A 20,934-nucleotide genomic window follows, 5' to 3' on the forward strand; every position below is an offset into this window, starting at 1 on the left:
ATGAAACGTACTATGTTGGCTGCGGTATGCCATGGAAGCGGACAAATTTCTCTGGAGGAACGTCCAATTCCCCAAATTCAACAGCCGGAGGATGCAATTGTCAAGGTGACGCTTTCCACCATCTGTACAAGCGACCTGCATATTCTGCACGGCGCGGTTCCGCGGGCGGTGCCGCATACCGTGTTGGGGCATGAGTTTGTGGGAGAAATCGTTTCAGTTGGGTCCGGTGTGAAACACCGGAAAACGGGCGAGCGCGTCGCCGCCAATTGCATCACATTCTGTGGGGACTGCTGGTTCTGCCGGCAGGGATTTATTAACAACTGTGCGCATGGCGGGTGGGAGTTAGGATGCCGGATCGATGGATGCCAGGCGGAGTATGTGCGCGTTCCCTATGCGGATATGGGCCTGACGCGCATTCCCGACACGGTAACCGATGAGAATGCGCTCTTTTTGGGCGACATCCTTTCCAGCGGCTATTTTGGCGCGGAGCTGGCGGAAATCAGGCCGGGAGATACGGTGGCGGTGATCGGAGCGGGTCCGGTGGGGCTTTGCGCTGCCATGTGTGCAAAGCTGTTCGGCGCGGGCAAAATCGTTCTTTTGGACGTTGACGAAACCCGTCTGCAGCTCGGAAAGCAACAGGGGCTTGCAACGCAGATTGTCAATCCCGCCAAGGAAGATGCGTCGGCATGCATTTGGGCCTTGACCAATGGGCGCGGCGCGGACGCGGTCATTGAAGCGGCGGGCGGTGACGGCACGTTCCAGCTGGCGTGGCAGATTGCAAGGCCCAACGCGGTGGTCGCTTTGGTTGCCATGTATGAGGAAGCGCAATCGCTTCCGCTGCACCAGATGTACGGGAAAAATCTGATTTTCAAGACCGGCGGTGTGGATGCTGTTCATTGCGACCGGCTGATGGAGCTGATTGCCTGTGGAAGGCTGAACACCGATTTTCTGATTACCCACCGCGCGCCTCTGGAAGAAATATTGGAGGGATACCGGGTTTTTGCAAACAAATTGGACGGATGTATCAAATGGGCGGTTACGCCGCCTGTTCATCATATTTAAGAGAAAGGATGAAATACCTTGGGTAAAATACCAACCTTGGGGGAAGCGCAAGCGTTACTGGAACAATATAATCAGGAGGAATTTCATTTAAAGCACGCCCAAATTGTCTCCGGCGTCATGGGCTGGTTTGCGCAGGAGCTGGACCCGGAGCAGGTGGACTTCTGGAAAGTCGTTGGACTGCTGCACGATCTGGATTATGAGCAGTTCCCGGAACAGCCTGCATAAAAAGTCAGGAGATCATGCGGGAGAAGGAGATAGATGAACGGATTATCCGCGCTACGGCAAGCCACTCCTATCCCATGGTAGATAGTAAGCCGGAGCACATCATGGAAAAGGTTTTGTATGCGACGGATGAGCTGACCGGCTTGATCGGCGCGGTCGCGCTGATGCGGCCTTCTAAAAGTGTATCCGATCTGGAAGTGAAGTCAGTAAAAAAGAAATTTAAAACGCCGAGCTTTGCGGCGGGCTGTTCTCGCGATGTGATCCAGGCAGGCGCGGACATGCTTGGCTGGACGTTGGAAGACCTGATGGAAAAGACCATTTTAGCCATGCGCAGCCTGACTCAGGAAACAGAATGAAAAAAGCGGAGGAAATGTCCATGGAGCAGACGACGACGGAGCGGCTGTATTACGCCGATCCGTATCAAAAGGAGTTTACAGCAAAGGTAACGGGATGTACTCCGTGCAAACAGGGGTATGCCGTCACGCTGGACCGCACCATTTTTTATCCAGAGGGCGGCGGGCAGCCTGCCGACACCGGTGTGCTGGGCTGTGTTAAGGTGTTGGATGTGCAGGAAATAAACGGGAACATTCTACATATGGCGGACGGACCTTTGGAGATTGGCGTGGAGGTGCAAGGGAAAATTAATTGGGCGCACCGCTTTTTGCTGATGCAGCAGCACACCGGTGAGCATATCCTCTCCGGCATCACCAACCGTCTTTACCAACTGGACAATGTAGGATTCCATATGGGGGCAAAGGCGGTCACAGTCGATTTTAACGGCGAGCTTTCCACAGAGCAATTGCAGAACATTGAAAAGCTGGCAAACGAGGCGGTTTACGCCGATCTTCCAGTTTTAGCGGCGTGCCCGACGAGGGAAGAATTAAAAAATATTTCCTATCGCAGCAAGAAAGAGCTGGACGGTGAGGTGCGGATTGTAACGGTTCCGGGCTACGACAGCTGCGCATGCTGCGGGCTGCATACCGCCAGGACGGGGGAAGTCGGCGTTATCAAGGTGGTTGCCTCCCAGCGCTACAAGGGCGGTATGCGTATTACGCTTCAATTGGGGAGCCGTGCATTGGAGGACTACGACGAAAAGACAAAGCAGGTGGCGGCCCTTTCCAATTTGCTTTCTGCAAAACCGGAAGAGGTGGTTTTGGCGGTGGAGCGGTTGCTCATGGACCGCGACGCTTTAAAACAACAGGTGGGACAAATGCGCGCGCAAATTTTTGCGCAAAAGGCGGCTTCCCTGCCGGAGGGGCAGGAAAAAGCCTGTGTTTTTGAAGAAGGGCTTTCGCCGGCCGACCTGCGCACATTTTGTTTGATGCTTTGTGCGCGTGTGCCACTGGCTGCCGTTTTTTCCGGAGATGAGCGGCAGGGGTGGAAGTATGCCATTGCCGGTAAAGAGGATGTGCGGCCGATGGGCAAGGCGTTAAACCAAACATTTTCCGGAAGGGGCGGCGGTACGCCGGAGCTGGTGCAGGGATCTTTGCAGGGAGACCGGGAGGCTCTTGAACAGTGGATGCAATCATACGGAAAATAAAAAGGAGCGGCCAGCGAGCCGCTCCTTTTACTTGCAATGCAAATTTATTGAGAAACTTTTTCAACTTTAGAAACAACAACGCCGGACGTATCCGTCCCCTCGATGGAGCCGCTGTAATAAACGCGCAGCCGGTCGCCGATGATCAAACCGTCCGGGGCGTTGACTTCTGCCCCTTCTTTGTCAAAGAGCAATTCTTTTCCGTCGTCTGTTTTAATGGTGATGGTATTGATGGTTCCGTCCTCCAAAATGCCCTCCATATAGGAACTCTCCGTTTTGGAAGAAGAGGGGGAAGCCGTCACGGTAAAGCCGTTTGTTACCTCGTCCGCAGAAATGGCCATGGACTGATACAGCTCCAGTTCCTCGTCCGGAACCGTTGGATTTTCCGGCAGTACGGCCAGGTAAACAATATCGCCCTGTTCCTGCAGCAGGGTGGGCAAAGCCGCACCAACGGAAATCTGGTCGTCCCACCAGGCTTTGGGAGCCGCCCATAACGAGAGTAGCGGAAGGTCGGCGTTTCCTTTAAAGAGGAAATCAACCTTGTCGTATTCCACTTCCTGCCCGTCCATGACGGCGTCCTTGGTTACTTTGACCGTATAATTTTCCTTGCTCCAGCGGGCAGGAATGGTGAAAGAAAAGTCTATCCCGTCAAACGTAAGCGTCTGTGGCACGCTGCTGACTGTAGAAGACGGTGTTTCGCTGGAAGAAGAGGAAGATTCCTCAGACGTATTGGTGCAGGCACAGGCTGCAACAGCCAACACAGCTGCCATGAATAATGCCATCGCTTTTTTCATCATATTGTATTCCTCCTTATTAGGACGATCGCTTAAGTCGCATCTATTTTAACGCTTTTCGTCCAAAAAAGAAAGAAACATTTTGTGAATTATTGTTACAGACTTGTTGCCAATTTTCATAAAGCCTGTACATGAAGGTGCAGGTCGCGCACAAATTCCCGTGCGGCTTCCTCCGGCGTGGCCCAGGAGGTGACCAGGCGGATCGCGGTATGGTCCGCGTCGACGGCTTCCCGAACCTCAAAGGCGTAGTCCCGTGCAAGGGACTCAATCAACGCATTCGGGAGAATGGGGAAGAGCTGATTGGTGGGGGAATCCGCCAGGAACGGCAGGCCCTCTGCCCGGAATCCATCCTTGAGGAGTTCCGCCGTTTGGTTGGCATGCTCCGCAAGCGTATAATAGAGGCCGTCCGTAAACAGCGCTTCAAACTGCGCGCCGAGCGCGAGCCCTTTTGCCAGCATGCCGCCGCGCTGTTTTAAAATGTAACGGAAATCCGGTTTCAATGCATCATTGCAAATGACCAGTGCTTCTCCAAACAGCGCACCGTTTTTGGTTCCGCCGATGTAAAAGGCATCCGTCAGCGTGGCGATGTCCGTCAGTGTTAAGTCGCTGGCGCAAAGCGCGCAGCCCAGACGTGCACCATCCAAAAAGAGATACAGGTCATGTTCTTTACAGCAGACGCTTAACGCCTGCAGCTCTGCTTTGGAATAGACCGTGCCAAGTTCCGTCGAATCGGAGAGATACACCAGTTTGGGCTTGACCATATGCTCGTCCGGATGTGCGGCCAATACGCCTGTAATGGCTTCCGGTGTCAGTTTTCCCTCTTTTCCCAGAGCGGTGCACACCTTATGGCCCGTCGCCTCAATGGAGCCGCTCTCATGCCCGGCGATGTGTCCGGTCTCTGCCGCAATTGCCGCCTCATGCGGACGCAGAAAAGCGGTCATGGCGGTAAGATTCGCCTGTGTGCCGCCCTCCAGAAAGTGTACGTCAATATCCATCCTGCCTGTTTCCCGCCGGATGCGGTCAGCGGCATTTTTGCAGTGGACATCGTTTCCATATCCCTCGTTTTGTTTGGAGCCTGCCAGCTGTAAGGCTTCCAGAAGCTTTGGATGCGCGCCCTCGCTGTAGTCATTTTTAAAGCTGTACTTCAATCCGATTCCCGTCCTTTTCCAAAAGATTTATTAAAACCAGTATAGCACATTTTGTCGGAGAAAAGAAGGCGTCCGGCGTCTTTCCATTTGCAATGGTTTGCTATATAATAGTTAAGATATGAAAATAGTTTAGGCGGTGAGAAAGACAGATGCAGATTTTAGTGGATGCAGATGCCTGTCCGGTGAAGGAGATCATTGTGCGGCAGGCAAAAAAGAGAAGCCTGCCGGTTGTGATGCTGCTGGATACCAGCCATGTATGGAACGACGGGTACAGCACGGTGATCACAGTGGATAAAGGGCGGGACAGCGCGGATATCCGCCTGGCAAACCTGTTGCAGCCGGGAGACCTTGTGGTAACACAGGACTACGGCGTTGCCGCAATGGCACTGGGCAAAGGCGCGCGGGCGATGAATCAAAATGGAATGCATTATGACAGCGGAAATATGGACCAATTGCTTTTTGAACGCCATTTGGGGCAGAAAGTCCGCCGTGCGGGTGGAAGAACCACCGGTGCGAAAAAGCGAACCAGGCAGGATGACGAGGCGTTTGAGGCAGCGCTGGTGCAGCTTTTGGATGATAGATAGTTGCATTTCTCCAAAAAGGATTTTTGTTACGCTCAAGAGTGGAACATTTAAAGATCGTTTGATGCAATTGAAGAAATAAAGGAGATGCTTTTCTTGGCACAAAAAACAGCAAACAACCTGGGTGAGGACCGGATTGGCAGCTTACTATTTAAACTGGCGCTTCCTGCCATCACGGCGCAGATCATCAATGCGCTGTACAATATTGTAGACCGCATCTATATTGGGCATATCCCGGAGATTGGTGCAAAGGCCCTGACGGGCGTGGGCGTCACATTCCCGATCATCATGCTGATCGCGGCATTCAGCTCTCTGATCGGCATGGGCGGCGGGCCGCGCGCCTCCATTAAAATGGGAGAGGGGGACAACGACGGAGCGGAAAAAATCATGAGCAACTGCTTTGTCAGCCTGATCGGTATTTCCATTGTTCTGACAGCTGTCTTTCTGCTGTTTCAAAGGCCGCTTCTGCTGATGTTCGGCGCAAGCGGCGACACGCTGCCCTATGCGATGGATTATATGACGATCTATGTCAGCGGGACCATTTTTGTACAGATGGCCTTGGGGCTGAATAGCTTTATTACTACGCAGGGCTTTGCCAAAACCAGTATGATGACGGTCGTAATCGGCGCGGTATTAAATATTGTCCTTGACCCAATCTTCATTTTTGTGTTTGGGATGGGCGTGCAGGGCGCGGCGTTTGCGACAATTCTCTCGCAGGCGGTTTCTTCCATTTGGGTGCTGCGCTTTCTGTTCGGCAAGCGAACGATCTTGCGCATTCGCAAAAAGTATTTGAAGCTGGAAGCAAAGGTTATTTTGCCGGTATTGGCGTTGGGACTGTCTCCGTTTATCATGCAGGGAACAGAGAGTGCGGTCAACATCGTGTTAAATTCTTCCTTGCAGCGCTATGGCGGAGACTTAGCGGTGGGCGCTATGACCATTTGCAGCAGCGTCATGCAGGTGGCTTTCATGCCGCTGATGGGGCTTGCGCAGGGTGCGCAGCCGATCGCCAGTTTTAATTTTGGCGCAAAGAAAAACGACCGCGTAAAAAAGGTATTCCATTTGCTTTTTAATTGCTGTCTGTTTTTTTCCACCGCCTTCTGGATCGCATTGATGCTGTTTCCGCATGTGTTTGTGCGGCTGTTCACGCCGGAATCGGAGCTGGCGGAATTTACGTCCTGGGCACTGCGTATTTACATGGCGGCAGGATTTATGCTGGGGATTCAATCTTCCTGCCAGCAGACGTTTGTATCCATTGGGCAGGCGAAGACATCGCTGTTTCTCGCGCTGCTGCGCAAGGTCATTTTGCTGATTCCACTGATCCTGATTCTGCCGCAATTCTTTGCCAATCCGGTTCTGGGCGTTTTTATCGCGGAGCCGATCGCTGATTTTCTGGCGGCATCTGCAACGGGCGTGGTGTTCCTGTGTGAATTCCGAAGGATTCTGGCTAAAAACCAGCCGCTGCAAACACTGCAGAACCAAATGGAACCCTAGCTGTGGCTTGTGTTACAACGCTTATTTTAATAAAGATTGAAAGGGTAAAATTGGGCCTGTTGCAGAACGGCCCATTGGAAAAAAGCTGTATCAAACCGCCGTTGAATCTGGTCGTAAAAGGCCATTTTCAACGGCGGTTTCTTTTGTTACCATCGGTTCCTTTGTGCAAGTTGCCATCGCAAATTCATTTTGCAACGCGCCCTATTCAATTTGTTGCGTGTTTTGCCAGTTTGGAGACAGCACAGCTCTTTTACGGAAATGGTAAATTGTGTAATAAAATATTTAACTTTCATTGATTTTTTGTAAAATTGCGCTTAAAAAGCTTGACAGGACCAAAAAGCATGGTATAATACGATTGTTTTGCCTGAAACCTACGACGATAAGAAATGAGGATTATCAGTTATGTATGATTATGACCTGATTGTCATTGGAGCGGGTCCGGCCGGTATCTTTACCGCGTTGGAAATGAATAAACTGGCGCCGGAAAAGAAAGTCCTGGTGGTGGATTCCGGCAGCAGCATCGATCACCGCGCCTGTCCGGCGCGCACAAGCGGGCAGTGCGCCCACTGTAAAACGTGCAGCATTATGAACGGTTGGGCCGGCGCCGGCGCATTCTCGGACGGCAAGCTTTCCCTCTGTGAGGAGGTTGGCGGGAACGTAACGGATTACCTGCCGGTAGACGAAGTGCGCGCATTGATCCAGTACGCGGATGAAATTTATCTGCAATTCGGAGCGCCAAAAAAAATCTATGGAAAAAGCAATAAATTTGCCGAGCAGGTTTCCTATCAGGCGCATAAAGAAAATATCAAACTGATTCCCTGTCCGGTCCGCCATATGGGGACGGAGTATTCGTTTGAGGTTCTGCGCGCCATGTACGATTATCTTTCTGCCTGCCCCAACTTCACCTTTATGGAGCATACCACGGCGGATACCATCCTGGTGGAGGATGGTAAGGCACAGGGAGCATGGCTGGTCAATCGAAAGGGGGAACGCACGCTGGTGCGCGCCCCGTATGTGATTGCGGCGCCGGGCCGCGGCGGCGCGGAGTGGCTGCATGGAATCGCGCAGCAGAATGGACTGTCCACCACGAACAACGCGGTGGATATCGGCGTCCGCGTGGAGGTTCCCAATGCGGTGATGGATCATCTGACAAAAAATCTCTATGAGGCGAAGCTGGTCTATTACTCTGATACCTTTGAGAACAAGGTGCGCACCTTCTGTATGAATCCGGGCGGTATCGTCAGCGAGGAACACTACGACACGCCGGAGGGCGGCATTGCGGTGGTTAACGGACACTCCTACGCGGATGAGGACAAGCGCACGGAGAACACCAACTTTGCTATGCTGGTATCCACAACCTTTACGGAGCCGTTCAACCAGCCGATCGAATACGGCCGCTATATCGCGCAGCTTGGCAACATGCTGACGGGCGGCGGTATCATGGTGCAGCGCCTGGGCGACCTGCTTTTGGGCCGCCGTACCGATCTGGGCCGCCTGAAAAAATCCACCACGGTGCCGACACTGAAAAACGCGGTGCCGGGCGATCTCTCCTTTGTGCTGCCGCACCGCCATCTGACCAGTATTGTCGAGTCCCTGCGGGCGTTCGACAAGCTTGCGCCCGGGCTGTATTCTAAAAATACGCTGCTCTATGGCGTGGAGGTAAAGTTCTACTCCTCCAAAGTTGCGGTTAAAAATAATTTTGAGACGGAGATTGACCAGTTGTACGCCATTGGGGACGGCGCGGGCATCACGCGCGGCCTGATGCAGGCTTCTGTGACCGGCGTTGTAGTGGCACGGGATATCGCCGCGAAAATGAACAAATAAGAAGCATGAAATCCCCTTTCCCGCAATATAATAGGAAGTGGAAACGCTGCCTGTTGATAGGGAAAGGGGATTTTTATGCGAAATCAAGTGTTGCATTATTTTGTGGATACAAACAGTTCACGCGGAGCGGTGAACTTTTACGACTCCAATTTTCAGCCGCTGCAGCATACGGTACAGCTGCATGCGTATCCTCCGGCACTGCTGGCAAATCTGTTGAGCGGGATCTGCAGCCGGGCGGAGGAAGAAAAGCTGGATGTAGAGTGCATCCACAACTGCTTGGACAACTCTTTGGAGGGCATTGTTGTGCCGGAACTTTCTGCCGGCGTCATCAACATTCCGTCTTACCGGGAATACAATGCCCTGAACCTGTTGGAGGATCACAATATCAAGCAGGTTTTGGAGGCACTGGAACAATCCCACCAATTTTTCCGCGCGGCATTGAAGGTACATGACGCGTGGGAAAAGGTGTATATTGATCAGATGGACTTTGCAGCAGCCAACCAGTTGACCGAGAAAACCATTGACCGCCTGATTGGGGATCAGCGATTGGAAAAGCAGGGCACAGAGGTCCATCGCTTTTTCGGTGCGGCAACGATCAACGGCGCCTTTGACCACATTGCCAACATCACCCAATGTTTGGGCAAACGGTATTTCATCAAGGGCCGCCCAGGTACCGGCAAGTCAACTTTCCTGAAAAAGATCGCGCAAAAAGCGGTGGAAGCGGGCTTCCGCGTAGAAATCTACCACTGTGCGTTCGATCCGCAGAGCCTGGATATGATCGTGTTGAGAGAACTGGATTTCTGCCTGTTTGACAGCACATCCCCGCATGAATATTTCCCGTCTCTTCCCACGGACGAAGTAATCGATATCTATGAGGCGGCGGTAACGCCCGGCACAGATGAAGCAAATGCGGCGGCTCTGGTGGATTTTGCAAAAGGCTATAAGGCGGAGGTGGCAAAGGCCACGGAGAAGCTCCGGCTGGCAAAAGAATTATACGACCGGTTCCAGCAGACGCATTTGTCGCGTATCAGCGAGGAGGCGCTCAGAGACGTTTCCGCACGAATTGAAAACGAGATATTTCAAAAATCATAAACAAAGGGCAGGCACTTCTTGGGTGCCTGCCCTTTATGCAAGAAAGAGGGAGTCTCTCGTATTTGAGGGTTATCCACATGCCAATGTTTTGGATGCGGCGTGGATGTGTACGACATTGTTTTCTTCTTGCTCCGCAATAAAGTCCTCAATGGCCTTTGCGATGATCGCATGCCCTTTTTCGTTGGGATGAATTCCGTCGTCGCAGATGCAGGATTGATAGTTTACCATTTCCAAAAAACGGGTGGTAATGTCAATCAGCGGTACATTTTCCGTCTGCGCGATGCGGCAAACCGCCATATTGTACATCTCGTGCCAGCGGTAGATGTGTTCCTTGTCTCCCAGAAACTGTAAAATACGGCCAGCGTCCAGTCCCTGGGAAATCCAGTCGAAGTACCGCTGTGCGTCGATGGGAGGAAGGGAAAGGAGTACCGGATGCCCGCCGTTTGTGCGGATGGTGCGGATCATTTCCGTGTAAGAGCGTTCGAATTCTTCAAGCGGCGTTTTGCAGAGGTGCGGCACGGCAGGATCCTTTGCGACCTCCGCCCAGTCAAAATCGCAGTCATTGCCGCCAAACTCCAGCACAATGTAGTCGTATTTGGAAACGCTGCTTAGATGTTTTTTTAAAAGCTCCAACCCCTTGGAAACGGTGCAGCCGAATTTGGAATAGTTGGTTACCGCGATTTCAAACCCGCTTTGCAGCCGGTTGACAAAGCTGTCCTTCAAGAGCGTGTATTTATTTTTGATGTTGTCGAGGATGACACCTTTTGCCACGGAATCCCCATAAATGCAGGCTGTATCTGCCATACTTGACACCTCCGTAATTTATCTAGTTTTTAATACTATATATTATGATTGCGATAATGTCAATATATACAGAAGAAAATTATTATCTTGTTAACATTATTCTATGTTTTCTTAGGGAAAACATACATAAAAAATGTAAAATGAATCAACAAACGGCGGTTCAAACAGTCTATATCATTTATTTTGAGCCTCCGCTTGTACATTTTAATAATAAAAAATATAATAGAGCTATGAAGATGTTATATGTGAAGGATACAGCAATCCTAGAGAAGCCCCCTGTTTCGTTGGTTTGCCGGGCAGATACAGGAAGTGAACAGCCGGGCGCTGCAGGGGGGCACATGGTGGAAAATAAAAACAGAAAAGGATCGTGAGGATACATGAAACGAATTTTCTTGGTTGAAGACGATCAGGCGATTGCCAAGAATCTAATCCTGCTGCTCCGCTCGGAAGGATTTACCGTCATCCATGCCCACACGCGCGGTGAAGCGCTTGCCGCGCTTGCTGACAATCCATTTGATCTGGCATTGGTGGATATTTCCCTGCCGGATGGAAATGGCTTTACGGTCTGCACGGAGATCAAAGCAGCCAGGAATATTCCCGTGATCTTTTTGACCGCTTCCGGCGATGAATCCAGCGTTGTGACCGGGCTGAACATGGGGGCGGACGACTACATCACCAAGCCTTTTCGTCCGCGCGAATTGATTGCGAGAATCGGAAGCGCGCTGCGGAAAAGCGGGCATTCCGGATCGGCTTTTGAAATTTTTGGGCTTCAGGTCGATACTGCAAGCGGCGTTGTGAAAAAAAATGGCGATGAGGTGTTTCTTTCACCGTTGGAATACCGCCTGCTTTTGGTGTTTGTCAACAATCCCAAAAGCATTATCACCAGGAGCAGGCTGCTTGACGAATTGTGGGACGCAGCGGGCGAATTTGTCAATGACAATACGTTGACCGTGTACATCAAACGGCTTCGGGAAAAGATTGAGGACAACCCGGCAAACCCGCAAATCATACGGACGGTTCGCGGTACGGGATATCGATTGGGGGACGGGTATGCTTCGAAATAAGGAAGTTCGGCAATTTGCCGTTTGGTTCATCCTGATAGCGGCTGTCTCAATCACATTGGGTTTTGTCATTCATGCAGCGGCGGGAATGCTTGCCCTTGCTTCTGCCGCCGCCTTCGGCACAGCATTTTTTGTGTTTACCAGAGCCCGGTATCAAAGCATTGCACGCATTTCCAATCAAATCGATCTGGTGCTTCATTATGCCGACCGTCTGTATATCGGCGAATCAGATGAGGGCGAACTTTCCATTCTGAACAGTGAAATTACCAAGATGACGCTGCGAATCCGGGAGCAGAACGACGCGCTGAAAAAAGAAAAAGAACACCTTGCCGACTCGCTGGCCGATATTGCCCATCAGCTCCGCACGCCCCTCACGTCCGCGAATCTGATCCTGTCCTTGCTGGAGAATACGCCTGACGAAAACGAGCGGAAAGCTTTTTTGCGGGAAACAGAGGCATTGCTAGTGCGGATGGATTGGCTGCTGACCTCTTTGCTGAAGCTCTCGCGCCTGGATGCGGGCATCGTGGTGTTCCAAAGAGAACGGGTCAATGTAAATAACCTGTTGCGCGCTGCCCTGCGTCCGCTTTTGATTCCCATGGAATTACACAACGTTGACGTACAGATAGAGGTGCCGGTAGGAATAGAGATTTTCGGCGATTTCAGCTGGCTTTCGGAGGCAATTCAGAATATCCTGAAAAACTGTATGGAAAGTACGGGCGATAACGGGCGGATTGAGATGGTCTGTACGGATAACCCATTGTTTACCGAAATTGCGATCCATGACAATGGCGCAGGGTTTGACAAAGAAGATTACCCCAACCTGTTTAACAGATTCTACCGGGGGAAAAGCGCAAATGCGACGGGATACGGGATTGGACTGGCCCTCTGCAAGAAAATTATTGTCCGGCAGGGAGGGACAATCACCGCAAAAAATCACCCCAAAGGCGGCGCGCTGTTCGCCATCCGTTTTCCAAAGTGACAAATCTCTCACCTGAATGTCACCGGGTTGTAAGCGGGATGCTCTATTATATAGGTAATCCATCAAGAAAGGAGCTCATATAATGGAGCTTTTACGAATTGAAAATTTATGTAAGATCTATGGTAAGGGCGAAAACAGAGTGACCGCGCTTGACCGTGTTTCGCTGACCATCGAAAAGGGGGAATTTACCGCAATCATCGGTTCTTCCGGTTCCGGCAAGTCCACTTTGCTTCATATGGTCGGCGGCGTGGATGTACCGACGGGCGGTAAGGTGTATTTGGATGGGCAGGATGTGTATGCCCAAAACAATGAAAAACTGGCTGTTTTTCGCAGACGGCAGGTCGGACTGATTTACCAGTTCCACAACCTCATTCCGACGTTGAATGTGGTAGAGAATATCACCCTGCCGATTTTGATGGACAAGCGGAAGGTCAATGAGGAACGGCTGAATGACCTGTTGGATTTGCTGGGTCTGAAAGAGCGCAGAACACATTTACCCAATCAGCTTTCAGGTGGACAGCAGCAGCGCGTCGCGATTGGGCGCGCGTTGATGAACGCACCGGCGGTTATGCTGGCAGATGAACCCACCGGCAGTTTAGACAGCCACAACGGACAGGAAATCATCCGATTATTGAAAGAAAGCAATCAAAAGTATGGGCAGACCCTGCTCCTTGTCACCCATGACGAAAACATTGCCCTGCAGGCAGACCGTATTATCACAATCGCGGATGGAAAAGTGGTACGGGATGAGAGGCAGGTGGCACAGCCATGAGCAGCTTCCGGCATATGATTCTGCAAAACATAAGAAACAGCCGCACACAAACGGTCGTAACGGTGGCTGGAATCCTTCTCTCGGTCTCTATCATTGCGGCGGTTGTTAACTTTCTGATTGTCACATATGATGCCCCTGCGGCTTTTCTTTCGGATGGCAGCGCTGTGCGGAGCGCGGAGGTGCGGCCATGAACATTTTTCATAAAGTGACCCTGCAAAGCATGAAGAGAAACCGGACCCGGACCATTGTTACAATCATCGGAGTGGTTTTATCCGCAGCGATGATCACAGCTGTCGCTACCTTTGGTACTTCTTTGCTGAACTTTCTGGTGAACGGTTCCATTGCAAAATATGGCGGCTGGCATGTGGCCTTTTTGGATGTGGATGCCTCTGTCGTTCAGGAACAAATACAAGACGATGCGGTTGCGGGCGCCGCGTCGTTTGAGAATATCGGCTACGCTATGCTTGACGGCGGAAAAAGTCCCGAAAAGCCCTATCTTTTTCTCGCCGGGTTCAACGACAAAACGTTTGATACGTTGCCCGTAACCCTGATCTCCGGCAGATTGCCAGCCAACAGTGAAGAAGTTCTGGTCCCTTCCCATTTGGCAATCAAAAGCGGCGTTCGATTCAAAGTAGGGGATCCACTTTCTCTTGCAGTGGGAAACCGCATGGACGAAAATAAGACGCTCAATCAACATGACCCTTACCGCTCCGGGGAAGAATCGCTTGTGCCGGAAGAGGAGAAAACCTATACGGTTGTAGGGATCTGTGAAAGGCCTGGTTTCGAGGAGCACTCCGCGCCGGGATATACCTTAATTACCAGAGCAGATGCAGGAAAACAGACGGACAGCTTCAGCCTGTTTGTCACACTGCATAACCCGCGTCAGGTAAAGACTTACGCAAATGGGATTGCCGAAGCGGGGACGTATATCCTGAATAACAATGTGCTGCGCTTCATGGGGATTTCGGACGATCAGCTGTTTAACACGTTTTTGTATGTGGTTGGCGGCATCCTGGTCGCCATCATCATGATCGGTTCGGTCTTTCTGATTTATAATTCGTTTAACATTTCAATGAATGAACGTATGCGTCAGTTTGGCATCCTCTCATCGGTGGGCGCCACAGCAAAACAACTGCGGAATTCGGTGCTTTTTGAGGGGCTTTGCATCGGTGCGGTGGGCATTCCCATTGGCGTGCTGGTTGGAATAGGCAGTACCGGGCTTGTCATCCCGCTTGTTGCCGGAAATTTTGGCAACATTGTTCCCACCGCCGTGCCTTTAACTTTATCGGTATTTCCTCCGGCGATTGTTGCAGCTGCGGTGGTCAGCTTAGTGACCATCTTGATTTCAGCCTATATTCCAGCCAGAAAAGCCGCAAAAACGCCTGTAATGGAGTGTATTCGCCAGACCAATGAAATCAAAGTTGAGCCAAAAGCGGTAAAGACGTCCAAGCTTGCGCAGCGCATCTATGGCCTAGAAGGGGTTCTTGCGCTAAAGAATTTTAAAAGAAATAAAAAACGCTACCGCAGCATCGTATTGTCCCTTACACTAAGTGTTGTGCTGTTTGTTTCAGGAAGCGCCTTTGGAACAACGTTAGAACGGCTTTCAGAGAGAATGATTATGGATATCGACTACGACCTTCTTTTTTATGCAGAAGATATGGACGTCAGCGAAGCGCTGCCGCTCTACGACAGGCTAAAAACCGCAGGAGGGATTTATGAGAGCACGTACCAGGCGGTTTTAGCATATTCCTGCACGGTGAGTGCGGACGATCTTTCAGATCGCTACCGGGAATATGCGGGATATGATGTGCCGGGTGAAACCGTTCCGCTGTCCATCGATCTTCAGTTTATTGAAGACAGCGCATATCTGCGCTTTCTCAAGGAGTTAAACTTGCCTGCGGAGGAATATACCGGACAAAATGCGAAGCTGCCTGCCGTTGCCAAAAAGCGGATAACCGGGATGGACGGGCCGAGCGAAGTGTTCGACCTGTTCGCGCAGCGTTCCGGGACCTTCCATATCGCTCCCCAAACAGGTGGCGGAGCAATGACGGAACAGGGGCAAAGCGTCAGTTTTACCTTTGTGGACACGTATCCGATCGATCCGCCCCCGAAGGAAACACTCAAATCTGAGAAGGATCCACTCATTTTTATGGTGGTGGCGCCCTATTCACTGATAGATCGTTTTCAAACGCCAGACGTCCATACGACAATCGGCCTGTCCTTCCGGTCGAAAACCCCTTCGCAATCGGAGACGGAAATGGAAGCGATCATTCAGGATGAGGGGAGTACGTCCGCATATACCATCTACAATGTACATGCAACGTTGGAGCAAAACCGCAGCATAACCTTTGTGATCGATGTGTTTACCTATATCTTTGTCATTATGATTTCATTGATTGCGGTTGCCAATGTGTTTAACACAATTTCTACGAATATCAAGCTGCGCAGGCGGGAATTTGCCATGCTTCGCTCTGTGGGAATGTCCGACCGCTCGTTCAATAAAATGATGAATTTTGAGTGCGCCTTCTATGGGATGAGGACGCTGCTATTTGGACTTCCTATCGCGGGAATCTTTTCATGGTTGATTTACAAAGTAATTGTAAGTGTTGAACAACTTGACGACTTTACCTATCTATTCCCGTGGGGCAGTATGGCAATCAGTGTATTCAGTGTGCTTTTTATCGTATTTATTACCATGTTGTATGCCATTCATAAAATCAAAAAGGAAAATATTATTGACGCGCTTCGGGACGATATGACCTGACGTAAAGTGGATTTTTCAAAAGAATTTTTATTGCAGAGGCCTATATTATCCTGGACGTTTTGCGGAAAATTTTGGCAGTATACGCGCAATTCCCCTCCCTCGCCAAAGGCGAGGGAGGGGAATTGTCTGTTAAGCCTTTTTTGTATATACCGCCAATTACGATCCAGTCCCTGCTACTCAGCTTATCCAATTAAGCTGTCCATTTTGCCGACCAGAGAAGCGTTTCTGGTGGCGGAAACGTTATTCAGGAACAGGACGTTTTGAATGCCCTGCGCTTTCACAAAGTCCGGAATACTTCCTTTCCAATAGCGGTAATCGATGACATGAACCGTCTGATACTGCGACGCAAGGAACGGAACGAATGCGTTTCCGTAGGATTCCTTGATGATCAGGCAGGAGGACCCGTCTGTGAGATCCGCATTTTTAATAATCGTATAGGGATTGTCTCCGCCGATAAAGGTGCTGTATTTGGAAGAGGCGGCCCAGCTGGAAACATCGGAAATCAACGGCCAATCGTACTCGGTTCCCTTTTTATCCGTAAAGGTCATGGAAATATCCCCCGGAGGGACGTAGGCTGTTACGGTATCCGGATTTTTGGTGAGTGCCGGATTCTTTTTGGTATCCGAGTAAAAAGCGCCTAAGAAACCGGGGAAATCCTTCGCTTCGTATTGGGAAAGCTCCAGCGGCGTAAAACCGGTCTGCTTGGCAAATTCGCTGTATGCATAGTAGGCGCCCAGGGCGGTCCAATGGTGGTCGGTCCGGTAATAGATATACTCATCCGCGTGCGCCTTTAAAATATCATACACGTTGACGCTGTGTACCTGCGGAGAAAGAGAGCCATACATATACTGAATGGCGTCCTTTTGGGAAGAGGTGTTGAGCCCCTGGCGGAAGCTTTCAGGCAATATAATGTCCATGCTGGTGGGAACGACCATGTCATAAACTTTGGCTGTACCGTCCAGTTTCTGTGCGGCCCGGTTGAGCAGGCCGATGTATTGATCGGCGGTTTCACGGTTGAAATTGTAATATTCATAGCCGCTGTCTCCCACAATCAATACCGCGCCCAGGCTCTGCGTCACCTCGCCGGTCACGTCAATCTCCGGTGCAGGAGGCGGCGTTTCAGAGGAACCGGAGGAAGACGGTTCTGATTCGGCGGGCGGTTCGCTGGAAGGCGTCTCAGAAACGGAGCTTTCCGGCGCAGAGGGCGGATTGGCAGGTGCGGACGGAATAACGTCTCCCTCTTCGACGTTGCCGCTGACCTGCACAGGCTGGATGCCATAAAGCTGCTTGATATAACTGTTCGCGGTAATAAAGGTATCCCGGAAGGGGAATGTATCGGAAAACCACAGGTCGATGTTGCTGAAATAACTGCCGTCAAACAGGGATTGAACGCTGAATGCCGGGAACTGCGTCAGATCGCGTTTTTCAAAGTCGGAATAGGAGGGGCGGAGCGGCAAAATAAAGGAAGTGACAAAGAACACGGCCAGCGTCAGCAGAAAAGCGATGATGCGTTCCGCCTGAAAGTTTTTTTGCCGTTTCCGGCGCATGATTTTTGGTTGATGTTTCATGGATAGCCTCTCTTTTAAAACTGAAAATACAGGAACGGATTGTAGCTGTTGCCCACCAGTGCGGCGGTGGAAAGCAACAGCAGAACCGGCGGTACAAAAATCTGCACAAAGTTATATGTCCTGGCAGTGGGAAGACGGCTGGATAAATGTTCCCCCAGATATTTCACCGCAGGGGTGGAAGCGATGAGCGCGGCGACCAGGAAGAACAGATAGTTCAGGAAAATGGTACCGGATTCAAAGTTGGACAGAGGATTTCCGTTCATTCCAAACATTCCGCCGAGAACGGTAAAGAACAGAACCGGCTGTTTAAAGCGGAAAATCGCCCAGCCGAAAAACACAACGACCAACAGATAAATATGGGAAAAAACCGCCGGGATGCGGTCCAGGAATTTTTGCAGAAAAAGCCTCTCAATGGCGATGAAGACGAAGAAATACAGTCCCCACAGCACAAAGTTCCAACTTGCCCCATGCCAAAGCCCGGTCAGGAACCAGACAATGAACAGGTTGGCAATCGTACGGGGAACGCCCTGCCGGTTGCCGCCCAACGGAATATACACGTAGTCCCGGAAAAAAGAGCCGAGGGAAATGTGCCAGCGCCGCCAGAATTCGGACACGGAACGGGATAAGTAGGGGTAGTCAAAGTTTTCTTTGTAGTGAAAGCCGATCATCAGTCCCATACCGATCGCCATATCGGAATAAGCGGAAAAATCCAGATAAATTTGCAGCATGAAGGCGAGTACGCCCAGCCACAGAGAAAGGACGGGACGCGCCTGCAAGACAGCGGCGTTCTGTGCCAGAGAAGCCGCACTGGAAGCTGCCGCGTCAGAGAGCAGCAGGGTGTCGGCCAGGAAGCCGCAGGTATTGGCCAGCAGCGCCTTCTTGGCGAGGCCGGTACAGAAGCGGCTGACGCCCCGGTTGATTTCCTCCCGGCTTGCGGAGCGGTTCAATATCTCCCGGTTGACGTCCTGATACCGTACGATTGGGCCCGCGATACATTGGTGGAACAGACTGACGTACATCAGCAGGAGCCAGAATTTGTCCTGTGCGTCCACCTCGCCGCGGTAAACGTCCACCACATAGGAAATCAACTGGAAGGTGTAGAAGGAAATGCCGATGGGCAGGGCAATCTGTGGAATCGTCGGGGGAAATCCAGTGAGCTGGTGCAGCATATCCGCAAAAAATCCCGTATACTTAAAAGTGCCCAGCAGACCAAGACTGACCACCAGCGCGCCGATCAGCGCCAGTTTTGCCGCGGGCCGGCCGCGGTTTCGCTGAATGGCCAGAGAAAACAGCCAGTCGGCAAACGCCATGCCGACGAGCAGCAGTACATAAACCGGTTCTCCCCAGGCGTAGAAGAACAGGGAAAAAATCAGCATGACAATGTTTTTAGCCCGGGTGGATTTTACCAGCGTGTAGCAAAGCAGATTGAGCGGCAGGAACACAAACAGAAAGAACAAATTGGAAAAGACCATGTACGCAAACCTCAACTTATTATGAAATGGAATCTATGGATAACACAAGAATAGACGCCTGAAACTTGCAAAAAGACGGACGCTCCGAGTGAAAAATACAAATATTTTCCGAAACCAGGATGCAATGGAGTCCGTTTGTTATTCTATCATACTTTTGACCAATTAGAACACTGCGAACACACATTTATCAAATAAAAATGGAACGATGCCGCACGCTCTTGCAGCTTCGTTCCATTTTGTTTTATTTAAAGGCAACGCCTGCTTCCAAAAGCGCGGCGGTCAGGCGTTCCGTGTCCATTTGATAACAGTAACCAGACATCCCGCATTGCTGCGCCGCCTGAACGTTCTCCAGCCTGTCGTCTATAAAATAACATTCCTCAGGCCGTAGATGATAGCGGCTGCACAGTAGCTGGTAAATGGCAGGCGAGGGCTTGACGATCTTTTCGTCCGCCGAAACGATACAGCCGTCCAACAGCGAAAAAATGGGAATCCGCTTTTCATACAGGTGAAAGCTGTAAGCTGCATTGGAGAGGATGTAGATGGCATACCCGGCATGCTTCAGCCTGCGGGCCAGCTCATTCATCCCCTGAATCGGTTCTATAAAGTCAAACCAGTGCAGGAACAGCTCTTTTGCGGCGGAATGCATGGCCTTCGGCAGCCGTGTGCACACGCTTGCGATGGCATCTTCCGGTTCCATGATTCCTTCGTCCAGCTTTAACCATTCAGGGCCTGAAAAAAGTTCCCTGTAAACCAGCTGTACCTCCGATTCGTCTGAAAAAAACTGTTTTGCGTAGGACAGCGGCTGGTAGTCAATCAAAACATTTCCCATATCAAAAACGATATTGCGTATCATGAAGATTCTCCTTTCACATTGCGGATTGTCTCCATTATACCGTTCCTCTTCGGAAAAAGAAAGGGAAAATCTCTATTTACCGGCTTCCAACTGCTCCACCAGAACAGCGATGTTCCGTATGGTGCGTTCGTCAATAAAATGCTCGATGCGCTCCACCTGTTCCAGTTCGCTTTCTGTATGGTTCAGCAGGCATAAAAAGCGGTTGAGCAGGCTGTGGCGGTACAGCAGATATTTGCCGAGCGCCAGACCCGTTTCTGTGGGGCTGATGCAGCCGTATTTTTCCGCGTCTACAAGACCGAGCTCTTTTAAATGGTCCGACATTTTGGAGGCAGAGGAGGGCTTTACATTTAAATGCTGCGCCAATAAATGGACGCGGGTGTACCCCTCGTCCTCGCACAGGCGGCAGATCATTTCCAGGTAATCCTCCATGGCGGCGGTCAGCTGGTTCTGTGCTGCCAGCTCGTAGCCCTTTTGCGTGTGAAAATCCGAAAAACTGCTCATTCTCAGCCCTCCCATGGGGAACACATCGTCCCATATCGCATATATTAGCAGCAGGAAAGAAAGTTTCCCCGTCCTAAATACTTATTTTGAGGAGATCATTTTTATGAATCAGATATATTCTCTTACCAGCCTGAAAGAAGGGGAGCGCGCACGCGTATCCACCTTGCTGTCCAACGGAAGCATGCGCAGAAGGTTGCAGGATATCGGCCTGATCGAAGGAACCGAAGTGGAATGCGTACAGAAGAGCCCGGCGGGAGATCCGGTGGCTTACATGATCCGCGGCGCACTGATTGCTCTGCGCTCCGAAGATTCTGCCAACGTTCTTGTCGCCTGCCGCTAAACCGTCGTTGATATTTGTTTTTACAGCCGGGAGGCGGGGCGCAATGCGTTTCGCTTCCCATATTTTTAG

18 protein-coding genes and 1 pseudogene are annotated in these 20,934 nt (G+C 51.0%); 12 read left to right on the plus strand and 7 right to left on the minus strand.

Annotated features, from left to right (window positions below):
- The 3 genes and pseudogenes from BN2106_RS05195 to BN2106_RS05205 all read left to right on the plus strand — a co-directional run bounded on the left by BN2106_RS05195 (window position 1) and on the right by BN2106_RS05205 (window position 2,824).
- The gene (locus tag BN2106_RS05195) at window positions 1-1,062 is read left to right on the plus strand and encodes an alcohol dehydrogenase (RefSeq protein WP_050697494.1); all 1,062 of its coding nucleotides are present in this window, start codon (window positions 1-3) and stop codon (window positions 1,060-1,062) included.
- Window positions 1,063-1,080: 18 nt separating this feature from the next.
- Window positions 1,081-1,640 (plus strand): annotated as a pseudogene (locus BN2106_RS05200) (hydrolase).
- The gene (locus BN2106_RS05205; protein ID WP_242846249.1) at window positions 1,637-2,824 is read left to right on the plus strand and encodes an alanyl-tRNA editing protein; all 1,188 of its coding nucleotides are present in this window, start codon (window positions 1,637-1,639) and stop codon (window positions 2,822-2,824) included. Before BN2106_RS05200 ends, BN2106_RS05205 begins: the two are co-directional and overlap by 4 nt.
- Window positions 2,825-2,868: 44 nt before the next feature.
- Here BN2106_RS05205 and BN2106_RS05210 read toward each other — a convergent pair whose 3' ends face one another.
- Window positions 2,869-3,618: a hypothetical protein gene (locus tag BN2106_RS05210; protein WP_050697495.1), complete on the minus strand. Its 750-nt coding sequence runs from the start codon at window positions 3,616-3,618 to the stop codon at window positions 2,869-2,871.
- 113 nt (window positions 3,619-3,731) lie between these two features.
- On the minus strand, window positions 3,732-4,763 hold the full coding sequence (locus tag BN2106_RS05215; RefSeq protein WP_050697496.1) for a threonine aldolase family protein: 1,032 nt from the start codon (window positions 4,761-4,763) through the stop codon (window positions 3,732-3,734).
- 149 nt (window positions 4,764-4,912) lie between these two features.
- Here BN2106_RS05215 and BN2106_RS05220 point away from each other — a divergent pair, with 149 nt between their 5' ends.
- The 4 genes from BN2106_RS05220 to BN2106_RS05235 all read left to right on the plus strand — a co-directional run bounded on the left by BN2106_RS05220 (window position 4,913) and on the right by BN2106_RS05235 (window position 9,751).
- Window positions 4,913-5,347, plus strand: a complete 435-nt coding sequence (locus tag BN2106_RS05220; RefSeq protein WP_050697497.1) for a YaiI/YqxD family protein — start codon at window positions 4,913-4,915, stop codon at window positions 5,345-5,347.
- Between the two features lie 93 nt (window positions 5,348-5,440).
- Window positions 5,441-6,835 (plus strand): MATE family efflux transporter, encoded by a 1,395-nt coding sequence (locus BN2106_RS05225; RefSeq protein ID WP_242846250.1) that lies wholly within the window; start codon window positions 5,441-5,443, stop codon window positions 6,833-6,835.
- Between the two features lie 402 nt (window positions 6,836-7,237).
- Complete coding sequence (locus BN2106_RS05230) at window positions 7,238-8,659, plus strand: NAD(P)/FAD-dependent oxidoreductase (RefSeq protein WP_050697499.1); 1,422 nt, start codon at window positions 7,238-7,240, stop codon at window positions 8,657-8,659.
- Between the two features lie 75 nt (window positions 8,660-8,734).
- Window positions 8,735-9,751, plus strand: coding sequence for a hypothetical protein (locus tag BN2106_RS05235; protein WP_050697500.1), 1,017 nt, complete (start codon window positions 8,735-8,737; stop codon window positions 9,749-9,751).
- A gap of 69 nt (window positions 9,752-9,820) precedes the next feature.
- Here BN2106_RS05235 and BN2106_RS05240 read toward each other — a convergent pair whose 3' ends face one another.
- Complete coding sequence (locus tag BN2106_RS05240; RefSeq protein WP_050697501.1) at window positions 9,821-10,555, minus strand: SGNH/GDSL hydrolase family protein; 735 nt, start codon at window positions 10,553-10,555, stop codon at window positions 9,821-9,823.
- Between the two features lie 377 nt (window positions 10,556-10,932).
- Between BN2106_RS05240 and BN2106_RS05245 the strand changes: the two genes are divergently transcribed.
- The 4 genes from BN2106_RS05245 to BN2106_RS05265 all read left to right on the plus strand — a co-directional run bounded on the left by BN2106_RS05245 (window position 10,933) and on the right by BN2106_RS05265 (window position 16,131).
- Window positions 10,933-11,619 (plus strand): response regulator transcription factor, encoded by a 687-nt coding sequence (locus BN2106_RS05245; RefSeq protein ID WP_050697502.1) that lies wholly within the window; start codon window positions 10,933-10,935, stop codon window positions 11,617-11,619.
- The gene (locus BN2106_RS05250) at window positions 11,606-12,595 is read left to right on the plus strand and encodes a sensor histidine kinase (protein WP_050697503.1); all 990 of its coding nucleotides are present in this window, start codon (window positions 11,606-11,608) and stop codon (window positions 12,593-12,595) included. Before BN2106_RS05245 ends, BN2106_RS05250 begins: the two co-directional genes overlap by 14 nt.
- 82 nt (window positions 12,596-12,677) lie before the next feature.
- A complete protein-coding gene (locus BN2106_RS05255; RefSeq protein ID WP_050697504.1) occupies window positions 12,678-13,367 on the plus strand; it encodes an ABC transporter ATP-binding protein in 690 nt (229 codons plus the stop codon).
- A gap of 187 nt (window positions 13,368-13,554) precedes the next feature.
- Window positions 13,555-16,131 carry an ABC transporter permease gene (locus BN2106_RS05265; RefSeq protein ID WP_050697506.1) on the plus strand — a complete coding sequence of 859 codons (2,577 nt, stop codon included), beginning with the start codon at window positions 13,555-13,557 and terminating at the stop codon, window positions 16,129-16,131.
- Window positions 16,132-16,313: 182 nt separating this feature from the next.
- Here the strand turns inward: BN2106_RS05265 and BN2106_RS05270 are convergent, their stop codons facing one another.
- The 4 genes from BN2106_RS05270 to BN2106_RS05285 all read right to left on the minus strand — a co-directional run bounded on the left by BN2106_RS05270 (window position 16,314) and on the right by BN2106_RS05285 (window position 20,525).
- The gene (locus tag BN2106_RS05270) at window positions 16,314-17,699 is read right to left on the minus strand and encodes a DHHW family protein (protein ID WP_050697507.1); all 1,386 of its coding nucleotides are present in this window, start codon (window positions 17,697-17,699) and stop codon (window positions 16,314-16,316) included.
- A gap of 14 nt (window positions 17,700-17,713) precedes the next feature.
- Window positions 17,714-19,171: an MBOAT family O-acyltransferase gene (locus tag BN2106_RS05275; RefSeq protein ID WP_050697508.1), complete on the minus strand. Its 1,458-nt coding sequence runs from the start codon at window positions 19,169-19,171 to the stop codon at window positions 17,714-17,716.
- A gap of 241 nt (window positions 19,172-19,412) precedes the next feature.
- Window positions 19,413-20,024: an HAD family hydrolase gene (locus BN2106_RS05280; protein ID WP_050697509.1), complete on the minus strand. Its 612-nt coding sequence runs from the start codon at window positions 20,022-20,024 to the stop codon at window positions 19,413-19,415.
- 72 nt (window positions 20,025-20,096) lie between these two features.
- Window positions 20,097-20,525 (minus strand): metal-dependent transcriptional regulator, encoded by a 429-nt coding sequence (locus tag BN2106_RS05285; RefSeq protein WP_050697510.1) that lies wholly within the window; start codon window positions 20,523-20,525, stop codon window positions 20,097-20,099.
- Between the two features lie 103 nt (window positions 20,526-20,628).
- Between BN2106_RS05285 and BN2106_RS05290 the strand changes: the two genes are divergently transcribed.
- Window positions 20,629-20,865 (plus strand): FeoA family protein, encoded by a 237-nt coding sequence (locus BN2106_RS05290; protein WP_050697511.1) that lies wholly within the window; start codon window positions 20,629-20,631, stop codon window positions 20,863-20,865.
- Window positions 20,866-20,934 lie beyond the last annotated feature (69 nt).

Origin of the sequence: Anaeromassilibacillus senegalensis (assembly GCF_001261775.1) — a bacterium.
In the GTDB taxonomy this organism is placed as follows: domain Bacteria; phylum Bacillota; class Clostridia; order Oscillospirales; family Acutalibacteraceae; genus Anaeromassilibacillus; species Anaeromassilibacillus senegalensis.

Bases quoted from the DNA above. Each gene is read 5' to 3' on its own strand.
- BN2106_RS05270 (WP_050697507.1), bottom strand. From the start codon at position 17,699: ATGAAACATCAACCAAAAATCATGCGCCGGAAACGGCAAAAAAACTTT.
- BN2106_RS05250 (WP_050697503.1), top strand. From the start codon at position 11,606: ATGCTTCGAAATAAGGAAGTTCGGCAATTTGCCGTTTGGTTCATCCTG.
- BN2106_RS05220 (WP_050697497.1), top strand. From the start codon at position 4,913: ATGCAGATTTTAGTGGATGCAGATGCCTGTCCGGTGAAGGAGATCATT.
- BN2106_RS05195 (WP_050697494.1), top strand. From the start codon at position 1: ATGAAACGTACTATGTTGGCTGCGGTATGCCATGGAAGCGGACAAATT.
- BN2106_RS05210 (WP_050697495.1), bottom strand. From the start codon at position 3,618: ATGATGAAAAAAGCGATGGCATTATTCATGGCAGCTGTGTTGGCTGTT.
- BN2106_RS05245 (WP_050697502.1), top strand. From the start codon at position 10,933: ATGAAACGAATTTTCTTGGTTGAAGACGATCAGGCGATTGCCAAGAAT.
- BN2106_RS05255 (WP_050697504.1), top strand. From the start codon at position 12,678: ATGGAGCTTTTACGAATTGAAAATTTATGTAAGATCTATGGTAAGGGC.
- BN2106_RS05205 (WP_242846249.1), top strand. From the start codon at position 1,637: ATGAAAAAAGCGGAGGAAATGTCCATGGAGCAGACGACGACGGAGCGG.
- BN2106_RS05240 (WP_050697501.1), bottom strand. From the start codon at position 10,555: ATGGCAGATACAGCCTGCATTTATGGGGATTCCGTGGCAAAAGGTGTC.
- BN2106_RS05230 (WP_050697499.1), top strand. From the start codon at position 7,238: ATGTATGATTATGACCTGATTGTCATTGGAGCGGGTCCGGCCGGTATC.
- BN2106_RS05290 (WP_050697511.1), top strand. From the start codon at position 20,629: ATGAATCAGATATATTCTCTTACCAGCCTGAAAGAAGGGGAGCGCGCA.
- BN2106_RS05275 (WP_050697508.1), bottom strand. From the start codon at position 19,171: ATGGTCTTTTCCAATTTGTTCTTTCTGTTTGTGTTCCTGCCGCTCAAT.
- BN2106_RS05280 (WP_050697509.1), bottom strand. From the start codon at position 20,024: ATGATACGCAATATCGTTTTTGATATGGGAAATGTTTTGATTGACTAC.
- BN2106_RS05285 (WP_050697510.1), bottom strand. From the start codon at position 20,525: ATGAGCAGTTTTTCGGATTTTCACACGCAAAAGGGCTACGAGCTGGCA.
- BN2106_RS05265 (WP_050697506.1), top strand. From the start codon at position 13,555: ATGAACATTTTTCATAAAGTGACCCTGCAAAGCATGAAGAGAAACCGG.
- BN2106_RS05235 (WP_050697500.1), top strand. From the start codon at position 8,735: ATGCGAAATCAAGTGTTGCATTATTTTGTGGATACAAACAGTTCACGC.